Genomic DNA, 16,722 nt, shown 5'->3' on the forward strand with positions numbered 1-16,722 from the left:
GCCCAACCCTTTCGCCGGGACACGGCTGCCTGAAACGAACCGTCGCATGACTTCGACCGCTTCGGTTCGCTAAGATCCTGAATGCCTCGTCGACTACAAAGACGCCACTCGACTGCCGCGGTCGAGTGGCGTTTTTTTATGCGCCGCCATCACTCCACCGCCCCAAAACACCCTCCTCCCGTCCACCCAATACCTGTCCACCTGTAACCCGTCTCCCCGTTACCCGACCACCCGTCACCTACGATCCAATGTCCCACTTTTCACCCGACGGCGACCCGCGGATGGTCGACGTTTCCGCCAAACCGCCGACCGTCCGCACCGCAACCGCCCGCGGCGTGATCACGATGTCGACCGCAACCGCCGATCGCATTCGCAACGCGGACACCGCCAAAGGCGATGTGGTCACGGTCGCCCAATTGGCCGCGATCCAGTCTGCCAAACGAACGCCGGATCTGATCCCGCTGTGCCACAGCATCGCCGTAGAATCGGTCGACGTGACGTTCCAGTGGTCCGGACGGGAAACGACCGATGGCGACCGTTTGGTGCGTTTGGTTTGCGACGCGACGGTCAAGACGTCGGGAAAGACGGGCGTGGAAATGGAAGCCCTGACGGCGGTGTCGGTCGGATGCTTGACGGTCTATGACATGGCCAAATCGATCGAGCGTGGGATGACGATCGGGCCGATTTGGCTGATCCACAAATCGGGTGGAAAGTCAGGCGACTATCACGCACCGCCGCGTGACCCCCGGACGCCGTAACGCCGGCCTTCTGTTCGCCATGACATCGCGGCAATGCGTTTCTGATCCGCCTTGGTCGTGGTCACGCATGACAGGACGGTTCCCAGACGCCACAATATGAAGCGGACGTGTCCACCGTCACGCCGTTTCCGATCCAACCCGGGCGTCGAATGTTCCAGCGTATCTTGTTCCTGTGCCTTTTCGGTTCGCTTGGTTTAGCCACGGACGGTTTCGCCCCGCCCGATGCGTCAGCCGAATTGCCCGAACCGGTGCGACAGGCCGAAGCGGACCGGATCGCCGCAATCGCCAAAGCGATGCCTTCGGCCGTCAGCGTTTTTGTCCCCGGTGGTGCGGGCGGTGGCAGCGGCGTGCTGATTTCGCCCGACGGTTTCGCGCTGACCAACTTTCACGTGACCAGCCCGGCCGGGGAATACATGCGGTGCGGGCTGAGCGACGGCAACATCTATGACGCCGTGATCGTTGGGATCGACCCGGTGGGCGATTTGGCGATGATCCAGTTGCTGGGACGCAATGACTTTCCCGTTGCCGAGATCGGCGACAGCATGGCCGCACGACCGGGCGATTGGTGCATGGCCATCGGTAACCCGTTTTTGCTGGCCACCGATCTGCAACCCACCGTGACCTGGGGAATCCTTAGCGGCGTCGGACGATACCAGTATCCCAGCGGAACGTTATTGGAATACGGCGACTGTTTGCAAACCGATGCATCGATCAATCCGGGCAATTCCGGCGGCCCGTTGTACGACGTTTCCGGCCGACTGTTGGGCATCATCGGACGGTGCAGTTTTGAAAAACGCAGTCGCGTCAACGTCGGCGTCGGCTATGCGATTTCCATCCGCCAAGCACAAAACTTTTTGGGATACCTACACAGTGGCCGCATCGTCGACCACGCCACGCTTGGCGCGACCGTTTCGACCGATCCCGATGCCGGTGTGGTGGTGACCAATATTTTGGAAAGCAGTGACGCCTATCGTCGTGGCTTGCGTTACGGATCCGAGATTTTGGAAGTCGACGGTCGGCCGGTGGTCACCGCAAACGAACTGCAAAACGTCTTGGCCACCATCCCGGCGCAGTGGCGAATCAAGATCGCTTTTGAACAAGACGGCGAAACCGTGGAAACACTGGTCCGCCTTTCCAGCGTGCACCAACAAGACGAATTGCTGGAAAAGATGCAGGCCGCTTTGCCACCGCCGCCGCCACGACCGGCACCGGAAAAAGCACCGAACGATCGCGATGCAGAACCATCGGATGACGAACCATCCGATGCACCGGAGCAACCGAAACAGCGTGACCCACACGGTCATCCCCACGGTTCGGCCGACGCGGGTTCCGACATTCCGCCGGTGGCAAAGCAGAGGATCCAGCGTCGTCGCGGATTCGCCAATGGCTATTTCAATCAATTGGAAACCGATCGCGTCGTGAACCAGTTGATCCGTCAATCACCGACCGGCCAGGTCCAAGCGGAAGACGTTTGGGTGATCACCGGCCAGACCGATCAACCACGGCCGCAAGACGTCCAGATTCGGATCGCCGTCGATCGCACCGCATTGATCGTGGGCGACGATTCCGCGGAACTGACCACGGCATCGGACCGCTATGACGCGATCGATTCGGGTGACTATTCGGCACTGCTTGTTACCCTGGATTCATGGCGGCGCATCCTAGCCGATGGCCCCGCGCGCTTTGGCGAAACCTACTTCATGGGCACCATGCCGTTGGCGGGTGAACGTCCGCTGCGTGATTGTTTGCTGGGGATGCGAAGCGATACCGAAACGCGTTGGCTGTCGCATCCCGAAACGGGCACCCTGGAAGCGGTGGAGGTCTTCGCCGACCGTGACACCGATCCGGCGGAACTGTGGCTGCAATACGGCGATTCCCAAGACGAAAACGTGCCGGCCGTCTTGGACCTGCGTTTCGGCACCGACAGTGTTCTGCGAATCAACGTCGACAGCTGGACCAGTGCGCCGGATCCCAAGGCCGACGCGCAGTCGCCGGCCGCCAATGCATCAGATGATCAAAAGGAGGATGCGTCGTGATCACGCGTAAGCACAACGATCGGATAAACATCGGCACATCCACGGCGACAATCGGTATGCGTGGGATGGCATGCGTCGCTTTCGCGTTAAGTCTGATGTTCGCTTGGTCGGCCAGCCCATCAAACGCTCAGCCGCCGACAATGCACGACTTGGCCCGCGAAGCACAGAAACGGGTGGTCAAAATCTATGGGGCTGGCGGCAAACGCGGATTGGAAGCCTATCAAAGCGGGTTTCTGGTATCGCCGTTCGGACATGTCGCCACGGCGTGGAGCTATGTGTTGGACGTCGAGCCCATCGTCGTGACCGATGACGGCCGACGCTTTGATTCCAAGATCGTCGGATTCCAACCGGCGTTGGAATTGGCGGTGCTGAAAATCGATGTCGACGGCTTGGACTACTTTCCCTTGCCCGGCACAGGCGATGAACCCGACGAATCGACCACATGGATCGAACCTGCGATCGGTGATCCCGTCTTGGCGGTCAGCAACCTGTTCGGCGTGGCGACGGGCAACGAACCCGCCAGCGTGATGCAGGGGACCATCGCGGCCATCGCGCGTCTGGATGCCGGCCGCGGCAATTTCAAAACACCCTACCGCGGCAAAGTATTTGTGTTGGATTTGATCGCCAACAACCCTGGGGCGGCCGGTGGCGCGTTGGTGGCCCCGGACGGACGCTTGGTCGCGATGTTGGGCAAAGAACTGCGTGACTCCGAAACCGGTGTTTGGTTGAACTATGCGATTCCGATCTCCGTGATCAAGACAGCCGTCGATGACATCGTCGCCGGTCGCGAATCAGTGGTGCCCGACGAATCGGATCCGATTTTGGATCGTGATCGATCCCACAATCTGGAAACCCTCGGTCTGGTCTTGGTGCCGGATGTCTTGGAGAAAACGCCCGCATTTGTCGACGAAGTCATCGCCAAGTCGCCGGGAGCCAAATCCGAGCTGCGTCCCGACGACTTGCTACTGATGATCAACGGTCGTCGCATCGATGGCCAAGCCAGCCTGAAAGACCAGTTGCGCCGAATCGACCGACGCGACAAAGTCCAATTGACGATCCAGCGTGGCACACGAATCATTCCCGTCACGATCCAGCCTTGATGAAACGACGCCTTTGCACATGCGATTGATCTTACGGAATTCATTGCCCGCTGGTGTTCACTCGGCCATTTCGGCGACCCTTCTGGCCGTCGTCGTCTTGATGTTGGCGGACGGAAATACCACGGACGCCCAAGGCACATCATCCACCGCGCAACGTTTGCAGTTTCAAACCGCGATGGCGTCCAGCGTCCGCGAGGCCTGCGATCCGCTTTGGCAATCCGTTGTGACCGTCCAGCCGATCGGCACGGCCGATTCCGCGGGCGACGAAGTCCGCGCCGATGCTCCCACCACGGGGATCATTGTCGATGGCGACGGCTACATTTTGACCTCCAACTTGGTGACCAAAGCGAATGCCGCCAGTCTGTTGATTCGACTGGACGACGGGTCACGTCATGCCGCCGAAGTCATTGCGACCGACCACCACCGAAACCTGGTGTTGTTGAAGATCGACGCCGACCAGACCTTAATCCCGGCGGATCTGTCGTCGCCGCCATCGATGCAAGTCGGACAAACGACCATCGCGATGGGACGTTATGGCACCGATGGATCACCACTGGTCAGCACCGGAATTTTGAGCGCGCTTTCACGATTGGAAGGCATCGCGATTCAGACCGACGCTCGTGTCAGCCCGTCGTTCTATGGTGGCCCGCTAATCGATCTGAACGGACACGTTTTGGGGATCGTCATCCCCGCGGTGGCCGTCGGTGGCGCCGAAGAAGAAACCAGTTGGTACGACGCGGGAATTGCATTCGCGATTACTGCCGGCGTGATCACCGAAAAACTGCAACGTTTGAAGTCCGGTGACGACATCCGCAAGGGCTTGCTGGGCTTGGTCCCCAAATCCAAAGATCCGTATGACAATGACACCACGTTGGCTTCGGTACGCTTGCGTTCACCTGCCGAGCAAGCCGGGCTGATCGCCGGTGACGTGGTCACGAAAGTGGCCGGTCGCGACGTTCAACGTTTTCAACAGATCAAAGAAGCTTTGGGACCCTATGACGCCGGCGACACGGTCGACGTTTCGGTGCAACGCGATGGTCAGGTCGTCGACGTCCAGATTCAATTGGCCGACAACATCCCGCCGCTGCAACCGCAACGACTCGGCATCATCGCAAGATCACCGGCCGACCAGTCAGGTACCGACCAGGACGAAGCACAATCGCAGGGTGTCATTGTCGATGATGTGATCCCCGATTCCCCGGCCGCGAAGACCTTCCAAGTCGGTGACCGTATCGTCGCCGCCGGAAAGATCGATGACATCGACATTGAAACGCTGCGACGTTTGGTGGTGACGGCTTCGCCCGATCAACCGACGACGTTCAAGGTGATGCGTCAGACCGATGGCGAACAGTCCGACGCGGGGCCGCTGGAACTTTCCATTCAAACGAATCCGGTCGCTGGCCCGATCACCGGCAAGACTCCGAAGTCTTGGGCCGGCGATTGGAACGACACCGAATGGGCCGCAGAACCATTGAAGCTGCCCGACGTCCCCAATGCGGCGGTTGTGCTGGCACCGTCGGCCGAGGATTCGGAAACGGGACGGCCGTTGGGTTTGTTTGTCGCTTTGCAACCACCGGGTGACCCGCCACCGGAAAAGGCCATCGAAGCTTGGACCGAAGCGGCCAAGCAATCGGGTGTGGTTGTATGTGTGGTCGCTGCGGAATCGGACCAAGGTTGGAAACCAAAAGAAATTGACCTGATCGATCGGATTGCCGCCGCGGTGATGAAACGAACGGGCGTCGCATCAACGGCGGTCGCCATCGGATCCGTCTCCGGTGCAATCGGTGGTGACGCCGGGCCGGCCGACGCGATGGCGTTGGCCGCAGGACTTTCTCTGGTCCACCGATTTGGCGGGATCGCTTTATCGGACAAGACGCGTCCTCCCGCCATTCGCGTCAAGGAAAACGATCCTGAAACGGCGGTGCACGTCCTGTTGCCCATCAGTGATGACGATTCGCTGCCCACCTGGGGTACGGCCCTGCGACGCGCCGGCTACGCGATCATCAACGGCAAACCACTGGACCGTGCCGGACTTTTGGGTTGGGTGCGGCGGTTACAAGCGATCTGATCGTCAGGGTCGCTGACGCGGGCTGGCATCAGCAGGCGAAGGCTGGCATCTAGCGAAAACGGCGTTCAATGGACGCTGGATCCGTCATGGGGCGACCGTGAAACCCGGCGGGAATCTGTATCGATTGGGCGGTTTTTCTGGATTGTGACGGTCGTTTGGCCGATCTGGATTGTGTCACGATCCACCCCAGCCACGGACAGGGCCGCCGCCATGACTGTCGTTTCGAACCAATATCGCTTCGCGATCCGATCGCGAATCACCCTGATCGCCGGAGCCCTGGCTCTGTTCAGCTTCGCCGGCATCACCGGCTGCGTCGGCCCCATGGGATGCGGGCCGATGGGTTGCGATTCGGGCGGATGCGATGCCGGCGGGCCGATCATGTTGGGACACGCCAACACCGGCTGTCAAAGCTGCAGCGACTGTGGCGAATTGTACATCGACCCGTGGATCAACCATCCCGCCAATGCCTGTGATCCGTGCGATGTTTGTGGCAACTACAACGGCCAATCGTGTGGCAAATGCCGCAGCGTTTTCGGTGGTATCGCCCATCTTTGGGGATATCGTTGCGATGGCGGATGCGACGGCGGGTGTGACAGTTGCCAAGTGCCGATGGGGCACGGTGCGCTGTACGCCGGAAGCAGTTGCGGTTGTGAAACGGCGTGTGACTGTGGCGTCGAACCGGCCTGTGGCATGGAACCCGCTTGCGGCGTCGAATCCTGTGGCGGCTGTGCAACTTGTGGCGGTGGACACATCGCCGATGGGTCGGTGATCAGCGACGGCAGTGTGATCGTCGGACAGGGCACCACCCAACGTCACTTGGCTAAACCGTACCGACCGGCCCGCACACGCCAGATCTTCCGCAGTCGTGCGGCAGAAATCACCAGCGTTCCGCACGCATCAAGCTACTGATCGCTTTCGAACCGATCCGTTCGGTCCGCATTGCATCGGCCGCTAGTAACCCATCTCGCGGCGTGGCACCGATGCCAACAGTTTGACCAACGCGGCACGCAGTTCACGGACCTTCAGCGGCAACGCCAACAGCTTGCGATTGGGTCCGCGTCGGGCTTGGCGAATGATCTGTTCTTGGCGACGATCGGCCAACAAGATCGACGGGATCTCACAGGTGTGTTCGTCGGTCGCGAATCGGTTGTACGCTTCAACGGCCAGTGATCCCAATTCCGCGGCGCCGAAAATCACACAGTCCGCGGGCTTGTCTTCGCCTTCGACGAAACGCCCCAGCGCGCGGTTGGGGTCGCTGATCACCAAGACACGATAGCCCTTGGATTTCAAGCGTTCGCGAACCGCGTTTTGCAATGCGATCTTGGATTCTACCAACATCACGACGTAACCTTCGCCCTCGTTGGACGGGCCCGTTTCATCGTCGTCGGGCGTATCGCTGGCCACGCTATATTCATCCACGCGGCGTCGATCTCCGGCGGCCAGTTGTTCCATCGCCCGCTTGGATTCTTCCATCAATTGCCGGGCCGACTGGATCCGCTTGTCGGGTCGGAAAGTCATCGCACGCTGGACCAGATGATTGACCACCCCGGGAATGTCGGGAACCAAATCATGCAGCGGAGTGATTTCTTGGAACCGCGACACGTTTAGCCGTGCCAAGCGGTCACGAGTTTCCGTCAACGCCGGCCGGCCGGCCAACATGTGGTACAGCATGTTGCCGGCAAAAAAGATATCGCTGCGTGGATCGTCTTTTCGGACTCCCGTTCCACGTTCCAATGCGGCATAGTCGATCGCCCGCGCGTTGGGGCAATCCGCGATTTCCTCGGGGTTGTTGCGGTCGCTGAGCGCGGCCAAACCAAAGTCGACCAGCTTGGCCTTGCCGTCGGCGGTCGTCAGCACGTTGGACAACTTCAAGTCACGGTGGGAAATCCCCAGCGACGCCGCATAGTCCAGTCCGCTGCTGATTTCGTACATCAATCGCAACGCCAATTCGGGCGGCAGCTTGCCCCGAATCCGGACCAGATCCCGAAGCGTTTGTCCTTCGACGAACTCCATCACCAAGAACGGATTCCGCTTGTCGGGCACGACGTCAAAAATGCGAACGATGTTGGGGTGCCGCAGCTTCAAGCCCATGTTGCCTTCGCGTAGGAACTGTTCCAGTTCTTTGACTTCGTCGCGAAAGCGTTTTCGCAGGACTTTGACCGCAAAAACCTGGTCGTCCTTTTCAGCGCGATACACCCGGGCGAAGGTACCGGCACCGATCAAATACAGGACCTTGTAGTCACCGAAAAAGTATCCCGAGCGGTCGCCCCGCATGATTTTTTCGGTCTGCAACGTGGTCACCAGTCCACGCTTTTGCAGCGCCGAAACGGCGTCGTCCAGCGTCAGTTCACCAACGCCCAGGTCGCTGATCGCCTGATTGACCTCACGGCGTTCGGCCAGCCCATGGTCGATCACTCGCATGGCGAAATCTTCGGCGGTCAAATCGCTCATGATGAAATATGTCGGTTCCGGCCGGTGGCGTATGGGAGCTGTCGGGAAACACCTTTCGCACTTCCCTCATTGATTTGAAACCCATCATACACACGGTCCGCCACGAATCGATCGGGCAGAAATCCGCACGCCCTGTGATTCGAAGGCGACCCGCATCTGGGAAGCCGGACAATTGGTCCATTCGGATCGATCGTTAAAAACCGTCGGTCGATGATTGACCGAAAACGACACCGTCAGACGCGGTATTTCACCGGCCAAGTGAAACCGAATGCTGCCCCGCCGTCTTGGGGCGATTCCACCCAAGCGCGGCCGCCGGCTTGTTCGACCAAACGACGCACCAGAGCCAACCCCAAACCGGTTCCCGATTGTCGATCACGCGGGGTGATCGACTGGAAAAGCTGGAACACTTTTTCGTGATATTCTGCGGGGACACCTTTGCCCCAATCGCGGACGCGGAAGCAATAAAACTCCCCGTCCCGCCGGCAATCAAACGCGATCCGGTCATTCTGCGACCCGGCATGCTGGACCGCATTGGTGAACAAATTCCGAATGACTTGTTCCAACGGGGCTCGCGCTGTCTGGAACGTCGGCAAGTCACCCGGGATTTCCAAACGGATGTGTGGCGGCGGAGAAATGAATTGAAACAGTTCGGGAACCGTTTTCGCCAGATCGACATCCTGTACCGCGACCGATTCGCGTCCGATCCGTGCGTATTGCAACAGATCGTCCAGCAAGCGGTTCATCCGATCGGCTTGGGTCGTCAGCAACCGCAAGTGGTCATCGATGTCGGGGTCGGCTTGATCGTCCAGATCTTCCTTCAACCAACCGACGATGTTCTGAATCCCCCGCAACGGAGCCTTCAAATCATGTGAAGCGATGTAGGCGAAACGGTCCAAGTCCTGGTTGCTGCGTTCCAGTTCCAGTTTCATCTCTTGCTGTTCGGTGATGTCGATATGAAAGCCGACCGCCGGCTGGGCAACGCCATCGTCATCACGAATGCAGATCCCACGTGAAATCACCCAGCGGTAATCGCCATCGACGTGAAGCAATCGAAACACTGCTTCGTAGATCGGCAAATCGCCTCGCACGTGATCGTCGAACGCCTTTAAAGTGGCTTCCCTGTCATCGGGATGCAGCCGATCCAAAAATCCCTGCACGTCGGTGATCGGTTCCGTGATGCCCATTTGCCGCAGGGCCTGAGGCGACAACTCGACGCGTCCCGTGTTGGGATCGGTTTCCCAGAAACCGACGTTGCCCACTTCGACGGCCAACTTCAATCTGGTTTCGGTATTCGCTTGCTCGGTCACGTCCGAAACGCTTGCCAACGTCATCACCTGATTGTCGACCGAAACATTGGTCAGCCATACATCGACGACAAACTTGGAACCATCTTTGCGTACCGCGGGCAAATGCCGAACGTCTCCGCGTCGTCGGCCCTCGGGGACGGAAGAAAACGTGTCACGATGTCGACGATGCGCGCCCCGTGAAGACAGCGGCACCAACTGTTCGATCGAATGATTGATCAGATCGCCGTCCTGATAGCCGAACATCGCTTGGCATCGTTCGTTCGCCAAGCGGATCATGCCATCGTTGCCGACCAACAACATTCCGATCGGGCTGCTGTCGAACATGGTGCGAAACAACGCTTCGCTTTTTGCCATCGCCCGCTGCGTCGAAACCAATTCGGTGACATCGCTTCCGACGACCAAAATGCGTGCCCGCGAATCGGCATCGCATTGCAACTTGTATTTGTCGATCAACATGTTGCGAAACGAACCGTCACGATGGACCAGTTTTTCCGGCACCGCCCGAACCATGTCGCCCTGCATGATCGTCGCATCGGTTTCTTCGAACCGTTTGGCTTCGGTCGGGTATACGTCGCGGGTCAGTTTTCCGACGATCTGTTCCGGCGGCAGCCCCGTTCCCTCCGCGGCGGCACGATTGATGCGTTCGATCCGCGAATGTTCGTCTTTGACCCAAATGCAGGTGGGGATCGTATCCAGAATCGTTTGCGTGTCGTGGTTCTGGCGAATCAATCGTCGTTCGAATTCGACCTGGCGATCAATGTCCGAAAGCACACCCAAGTAACACGTGCGCCCGAGCTGATCGGGACGCACCGTCTTTCCCGATTCACGGGTGAAGCGATATGAACCGTCGTCACGGAGCAACCGATATTCGATCAACACTGTCGCAGACGTCTGGTTCATCGCATGTTTGATTTCATCAACGACACGTTGACGATCTTCGGGATGAATCAGACTGACCCAGGTTTGCCATAGGTCATTGTCGGGAATGGGGCGGCCCAGCGATGCGAACGCCCGCTTGGAAAAGAAAACATCGGTCAAACGGCCGCATGAATTCGCGTCCGCAGAACGAGCTTCACGAGCTTGCCCGGCACCCGATGGATCCGAAATCGGGCACACGTAAAAGCCTGCGGTGGCCAGATCCAATGCCTGGTAAACCAGGTCGGGGGCAGCGTTCAAGTATTCGCGAAGCGATTGCATCGGGTTTCATGCCCCAAAACCGTACCGGGACCGCGAACATGGCGGATCCAACCAGGAATGATCCGACCACATTTTTCGGAGCCGATCAACCGGCGTCGATCAAAGGTCACCTGGTCGCTAGGGCAACAACATGATGCGACGGTAAAGAGCGATCAGCTCGTGTAGGTTCTGACAACTGTCGCCCAGATCTTGTTTCAAGATGTACCCGGCGATGTGTTGCTCATACGCGGCGCGTCGATCGACCGGATGATCCGACGTGCTGAGCATGAACACGACCGTGGCGGCGAACGCCGGGTCGCCACGCAGTTCCCGCAAGAACTCCGCACCGCTCATCACCGGCATGTTGACGTCGATGAAGATCAACATCGGCGGCTCGATCGATTTGTCCGGGTGACTGCCACGCAATATCCGCAGTGCTTCTTCACCGTGAGCGGCGACGACCAACGGACAGTCGTTTCCGTATTTGCGCATGCCACGGCGAAACGACATGACGTCGATCTCGTCGTCTTCGACCAACAGGATGCTCAGCTTATTCATTCGCCATCGGTGTTCATCAGGCTTGCGATTTCGCCAGTATCCCGCGTCGGGTGTCCCGCCGCATCACGGAACGAATTCGCAGCACCGCCGCCGGAAAGCCCGATCGAGAAAATCATGATTCGACGCCGATTTGCATCGTGATGCCACCGGGGCCCGCGTTCAGCACCGTGGACGGCCCCACCGTTTCGCGACGTGTCCAGCTGCTGTGGATGTGCCCACAAACGACCAGTTTTGGTTCGTTCCGCTGGACACAGTCCAAGATCGATGCGCTGCCGCGGACTTTGCCGGCGGAATCATGGTCGACGATCCCCAGTGGCGGCGAATGAACGACCAAAACGTCCACCTTGCCACAGCCGCCCAGCATTTCGGCGGCCTGGTCTTCGTCAAAGTCATAGCTCCAGTCACCAAACGGTGTCACGGGAATGCCGCCGCCGACGCCCCAGAACGACACACCATCGATTTCGCAGCCATTGCCGTGCAGCACGCGGGCGGATTTCCAGTTCGCCGCCGCCGCGGCCAATTCATCCACCGTTTCGCCGTTGCCGGGGACCAGAACCGCGGGACGATCGATGGCGGCCAAGATGTCCAGAGTGTCAGCCAATCCTTCGTGGCGGTTGGCGAAATCCCCGGCGCCCACCACGAAATCGACATCGTCGGCCATTCGCACCAGTTGCCGGGCGGCGTCCTGGTTACGGTGCAGATCGCTAAAGCACAGAATTTTCAGGTTCGCTGTCATGATGGGTGCATGATCGCCGCACATCGGCTTCTGTTCCAGGGGCGTGATTTGATGCCGCCCCGGCGATGTTTCGCATCTTCCGTGGCGGGTGGATCCTTGCCAGGGAACAATGATCCGCCTAGGCTTTTCGGTTTTTGCCATTCGCCGCGGCCGGGCCCCGAAACAGGGTGCGTGACGCGGCCGAAAAACCCAAAACCAAAATTTGTTGGTCCGGAGGCCGGGTGCGTGTCGGGAACTTGTGTGATCGGGTTGCAGTGGGGCGATGAAGCCAAAGGAAAATTGGTGGATTTGCTGGCCCCGAGGTTCGACCTGGTCGTCCGCTACCAGGGCGGTGCCAATGCCGGACATACCGTTGTGGCGGGTGATGAAACGTACAAGCTGCACCATATCCCCAGTGGGATTTTGCATGCCGGCGTCCAGAATTTGATCACTCCCGGGGTGGTCATCAATCCGGCAACCATGCTGGATGAAATTGATGCCCTGGCGGCCCGCGGCGTGGATTGCCGAAAGAACCTGCGAATCAGCGAACGTGCTCACCTGGTGATGCCCTGGCACCGCTTGGAAGACGCGACGATCAACGCGACGGAGGTTCGCGGTGAATCGATTGGCACGACCAATCGCGGGATCGGTCCCTGTTATCGCGACAAGGTCGGTCGGACCCATGCGATCCGCATGGCCGATCTGAATCAGGAATGCCGGGACGATCGCATCCGGACCGTCGCCCAACAGAAGGTCCAGATGTTAAAGGGCTTGGGTGCGACCGAAGAAGACTTGGCCGAAATCGCCCCGGACAACGTGGTCGCACTGGCCGCATCGTGGGCGGAGCGATTGGACGGCATGATCGGCGACACGACCGATTTTCTGTTGGACGAAGCCGAAGCGAACCGGCGAATCCTGTTCGAAGGTGCCCAAGGCGCTTTGCTGGACATCGATCACGGGACGTACCCATTTGTCACCAGCAGTAACAGCAGCGGCGTCGGCGTGTGTGCCGGTGCCGGTGTCCCGCCCAAGCACATCAATACCGTGATCGGCGTTTGCAAAGCGTACAGCACGCGTGTCGGCGGCGGGCCGTTTCCGACCGAACTGAATGATTCGATCGGCGACCGCATCCGCGAACTGGGCAATGAATTCGGCACGACCACCGGACGCCCGCGCCGTTGCGGATGGTTTGACGCCGTGGCGGTCCGCTACACCGCACGTTTAAGCGGGGTCACCCGTTTGGCGCTGATGATGATGGACGTTCTGGCTCACTTGGACGAACTGAAAGTCTGTGTGGCCTACGAACTGGACGGCAAGCGAATCGACCGTGTGCCCAGTCACGCCGAAGAACTGCGTCGCTGCAAACCGATTTTGGAAACGATGCCGGGATGGAAAAGCCCCGTTGACGATGTCCGGAAGTTCGACGAATTTCCCGCCGGCGCGTTGGACTACGTCCGCTGGATCGAAGAACTGGTCGGTGTTCCGGTCGGAATTTTGTCGGTCGGCCCGGACCGCGCCCAAACGATCTTTACCGACAGTTCGTCCGGGCTGGCGTTGGCATCGGCGGACTGATCGAACCGGACACTGCCGTGAACCAGTCAACGACCACTGCATCAACGAACCCGTCGCCGAGCCCGGAATCGGCCCCGGCGGACAACGGGTTGCCCGCCCACGTCGCCATCATCATGGACGGCAACGGACGCTGGGCACAGGCGCGCGGTCTGCCCCGAATCGAAGGCCACCGTCGCGGTGTTTCGACCGTCCGTATGGTCAGTGAGACGTGCACGCAGTGGGGCATCGGAACGCTGACGCTGTATTGCCTGAGCAGCGAGAACTGGAAACGCCCCCAAGCCGAACTCGACTTCCTGATGCACTTGTTGCAGCAGTACTTGATCGAAGAACGGCGCACGATCATGGACCAAGGTTTGCGTCTTCGTACGATCGGTCGTCGTGACCGCTTGCCCCAACGGGTGCAGGACGAGATGCAGAAAACCTTGGACATGTCGGCCGACAACCCCGGCACCGAATTGGTCTTGGCGATCGATTACGGCGGTCGCGACGAAATCACACGCGCGGTTCAACAGATCAGCAGCAAAATTGCCGCCGGCGAATTGAAGGCCGATGCCTTGTCCGAATCGATGGTCGCCGATCATTTGGACACCGCCGGGATGCCGGAAGTCGATTTGTTGATCCGCACCGGCGGCGACATGCGAATCAGCAATTTTTTGTTGTGGCAAATCAGCTATGCGGAACTGTGGGTCACCGAAACCTGTTGGCCCGAATTTTCACGCGATGATTTCCAAGCGGCCGTGTCTGATTTTGCTTCGCGGCAACGGCGATTCGGCGGATTGAACGTCAACGAGTAAGCATGTCGACCAACAACTTGGCTGCGCGGCTGAAATCGTCCGCCGTTTTGATCGCCGCTTTGGTGACGCTGGGCTATCTGGATTTGGCTTTCCCGCATCCCGATTTGCCGGGCGTTTGGTTGTTGCCCGCTTTGTTGTTTTTTTCGCTGGGCACGGCCTGGGACGTCACCCGACTGTTGATCGTCAGCGGTCGGCCGCTATCGACGCAGATTTGCCTGATCGCCACCGGAATGGTGACCCTGTCGACGTGTGTCCCCTTGCTGTGGCCCGCCTGTGGGATGGTGTATCCGGTCGATTGCAAGATCGGCCACAGCGGCTGGATCGCCGTCGCCGCGGTAACCGCAGTGTTCGTTGTCATGGCCAACGAAATGGCACGATACGATGGGCAACGACGCGGGGCGATCGAACGAACCATGGCCGGTGCGTTTGTCGCGCTGTACATCGGCATGCCGATGGCGATGCTGGTTCTGATCCGACAGATGCATGCGGACGATTCACCGACGTGGGGTCTGTCGGCGGTGCTGTCGATGGTGGCGATCACCAAATCGGCCGACGCCGGCGCCTACTTCGCCGGAAAGACCCTCGGACGACACAAACTGATCCCCCGGCTCAGTCCCGGAAAGACTTGGGAAGGTGCCATCGGTGGGATGATCACCGCCACAATTGTTGCCGCCATCTGTCTGCGACATTTGATTCCGGCTATCGGCGAACCTGGCGGCGGATCAGCAGGTCCTTGGTGGTCAGCCCTGGTGCTGGGCCCGGTCCTGATGATTGCGGGCTTGTTGGGCGATCTGGCCGAATCACTGATCAAACGTGACGCGGGTGCCAAAGACAGCGGCGACTGGCTGCCCGGTTTGGGGGGGGTCTGGGACGTGTCCGATTCGATTCTGGCAGCGACGATGCCCGCCTATGTGTTGTTCGCCGCGGGTCTGGCCGGATAGATCGTAACGGTCGAATCAATCACGCCCCCCACAGTGACAGGGTCAGACCGTTCCGATCGGGTGAAAAGCGTTGGCCCGATCGGCCAGCCGACGTATAGAATCATTAGCCACGGATGACCGTGTTTCCCCCTCAGGCCACTGAATGACCGAAGCCACTTTATCGATTGCACATCCCGAGGAGCTGTTGGCGCTGTTCGGACCCCGCGATCAACACCTTCGGAAACTGAAGCGTCTGTTTGACGTGTCGATCACGCACCGCAGCGGACGTATCAAAATTTCCGGCCCGGACGACGCCGTCGATGCGGCCGCGCGAACGCTGGAACACCTGCGTCGTTTGTCTCGCCGCAAGGGAACGCTGAGCACGACCGACGTGGAATCGGCGGCCACCGAACACGGTGCGCAAATCGAACGGCCAACCGCCGGTGCCGAAACAACGTCGATCACGACACCCGGAACACCGCGTCCGGATGGGCCGATTGATATTCCGCAAGCCGGTCGTCGGATCCAGCCGCGGACTCCCGGCCAACAGCGTTACGTCGACGCAATCCGTCGGTTCGATTTGACGTTCGCCACCGGGCCGGCCGGCTGTGGCAAGACTTACTTGGCGGTGGCCATGGCTGTGGAGGCACTGAAGGCGGGTCAGGTGCGGAAAATCGTCTTGGTCCGCCCGGCGGTCGAAGCCGGCGAATCGCTGGGGTTCCTGCCCGGCGACCTTCGCGCCAAACTGAATCCTTACCTACGCCCGCTGATGGACGCGCTGGGTGAAATGGTCGACTTTGACCAATCGCGCAACCTGATGGAACAAGACGTGATCGAAATCATCCCGCTGGCATACATGCGGGGACGCACACTGAACGATGCCTTCATCATCTTGGACGAAGCCCAGAACACGACCATCGCCCAGATGAAGATGTTTCTGACTCGGATGGGCGAACGCAGCAAGATGGTCGTCAGTGGCGATGCGACCCAGTTGGATTTGCCACGTGGCGTAACCAGCGGACTACGCGACGCCCTGCGACGGCTGTCGAGGATCGGCGACATCGGTATCGTTCGCTTGACGGGCGATGACATTGTGCGTCACCGGCTGGTGCAAAAAATCGTCGAAGCCTATGACGCCGATCGTGATTCGCAACACGGCGGTCCTTCGGCATCATCGGTCCCTGCACCAAGCGACGTGGTTACCGACAGCGACACCAACCCGATCGCCGGGTCGGTGACCGACGGCCCCACGATTTGAACGCCCGGG

General features: G+C 59.6%; 13 protein-coding genes. 9 read left to right on the forward strand and 4 right to left on the reverse strand.

Features of this window, described 5'->3' with window-relative positions; all coding sequences use genetic code 11:
• Nucleotides 1–248: 248 nt before the first annotated feature.
• From moaC to Mal65_RS15540, 5 genes are all read left to right on the forward strand, one after another.
• Complete coding sequence (moaC, locus tag Mal65_RS15520; RefSeq protein WP_145299408.1) at nt 249–758, forward strand: cyclic pyranopterin monophosphate synthase MoaC; 510 nt, start codon at nt 249–251, stop codon at nt 756–758.
• 149 nt (nt 759–907) lie between these two features.
• A complete protein-coding gene (locus Mal65_RS15525; RefSeq protein WP_145304957.1) occupies nt 908–2,794 on the forward strand; it encodes a S1C family serine protease in 1,887 nt (628 codons plus the stop codon).
• The gene (locus Mal65_RS15530) at nt 2,791–3,894 is read left to right on the forward strand and encodes a S1C family serine protease (RefSeq protein ID WP_196784203.1); all 1,104 of its coding nucleotides are present in this window, start codon (nt 2,791–2,793) and stop codon (nt 3,892–3,894) included. The genes Mal65_RS15525 and Mal65_RS15530 overlap by 4 nt, the downstream gene beginning before the upstream one ends.
• A gap of 19 nt (nt 3,895–3,913) precedes the next feature.
• The gene (locus Mal65_RS15535) at nt 3,914–5,962 is read left to right on the forward strand and encodes a trypsin-like peptidase domain-containing protein (RefSeq protein ID WP_145299413.1); all 2,049 of its coding nucleotides are present in this window, start codon (nt 3,914–3,916) and stop codon (nt 5,960–5,962) included.
• Between the two features lie 210 nt (nt 5,963–6,172).
• The gene (locus Mal65_RS15540) at nt 6,173–6,871 is read left to right on the forward strand and encodes a hypothetical protein (RefSeq protein ID WP_196784204.1); all 699 of its coding nucleotides are present in this window, start codon (nt 6,173–6,175) and stop codon (nt 6,869–6,871) included.
• A 42-nt stretch (nt 6,872–6,913) separates the two neighbouring features.
• On the opposite strand, the gene Mal65_RS15545 is transcribed toward Mal65_RS15540, so the two are convergent.
• The 4 genes from Mal65_RS15545 to Mal65_RS15560 all read right to left on the reverse strand — a co-directional run bounded on the left by Mal65_RS15545 (nt 6,914) and on the right by Mal65_RS15560 (nt 12,190).
• Complete coding sequence (locus tag Mal65_RS15545; RefSeq protein WP_145299416.1) at nt 6,914–8,413, reverse strand: serine/threonine-protein kinase; 1,500 nt, start codon at nt 8,411–8,413, stop codon at nt 6,914–6,916.
• Nucleotides 8,414–8,646: 233 nt separating this feature from the next.
• A complete protein-coding gene (locus Mal65_RS15550) occupies nt 8,647–10,917 on the reverse strand; it encodes a PAS domain-containing sensor histidine kinase (RefSeq protein WP_145299419.1) in 2,271 nt (756 codons plus the stop codon).
• A 117-nt stretch (nt 10,918–11,034) separates the two neighbouring features.
• Entirely contained in the window at nt 11,035–11,454 is a 420-nt protein-coding gene (locus Mal65_RS15555) for a response regulator (RefSeq protein WP_145299421.1), read from the reverse strand.
• Nucleotides 11,455–11,566: 112 nt separating this feature from the next.
• Complete coding sequence (locus Mal65_RS15560; protein ID WP_145299424.1) at nt 11,567–12,190, reverse strand: metallophosphoesterase family protein; 624 nt, start codon at nt 12,188–12,190, stop codon at nt 11,567–11,569.
• 225 nt (nt 12,191–12,415) lie between these two features.
• On the opposite strand from Mal65_RS15560, the gene Mal65_RS15565 reads away from it, so the two are divergent.
• From Mal65_RS15565 to Mal65_RS15580, 4 genes are all read left to right on the forward strand, one after another.
• Entirely contained in the window at nt 12,416–13,741 is a 1,326-nt protein-coding gene (locus Mal65_RS15565; protein ID WP_145299427.1) for an adenylosuccinate synthase, read from the forward strand.
• An 89-nt stretch (nt 13,742–13,830) separates the two neighbouring features.
• Nucleotides 13,831–14,535, forward strand: a complete 705-nt coding sequence (uppS, locus tag Mal65_RS15570) for a polyprenyl diphosphate synthase (protein WP_390621978.1) — start codon at nt 13,831–13,833, stop codon at nt 14,533–14,535.
• 2 nt (nt 14,536–14,537) lie between these two features.
• Nucleotides 14,538–15,476, forward strand: a complete 939-nt coding sequence (locus Mal65_RS15575) for a phosphatidate cytidylyltransferase (RefSeq protein WP_145299430.1) — start codon at nt 14,538–14,540, stop codon at nt 15,474–15,476.
• A gap of 142 nt (nt 15,477–15,618) precedes the next feature.
• Nucleotides 15,619–16,713: a PhoH family protein gene (locus Mal65_RS15580; protein WP_145299432.1), complete on the forward strand. Its 1,095-nt coding sequence runs from the start codon at nt 15,619–15,621 to the stop codon at nt 16,711–16,713.
• Nucleotides 16,714–16,722: the final 9 nt, after the last annotated feature.

The sequence above is a fragment of the Crateriforma conspicua genome (assembly GCF_007752935.1).
GTDB lineage: Bacteria > Planctomycetota > Planctomycetia > Pirellulales > Pirellulaceae > Crateriforma > Crateriforma conspicua.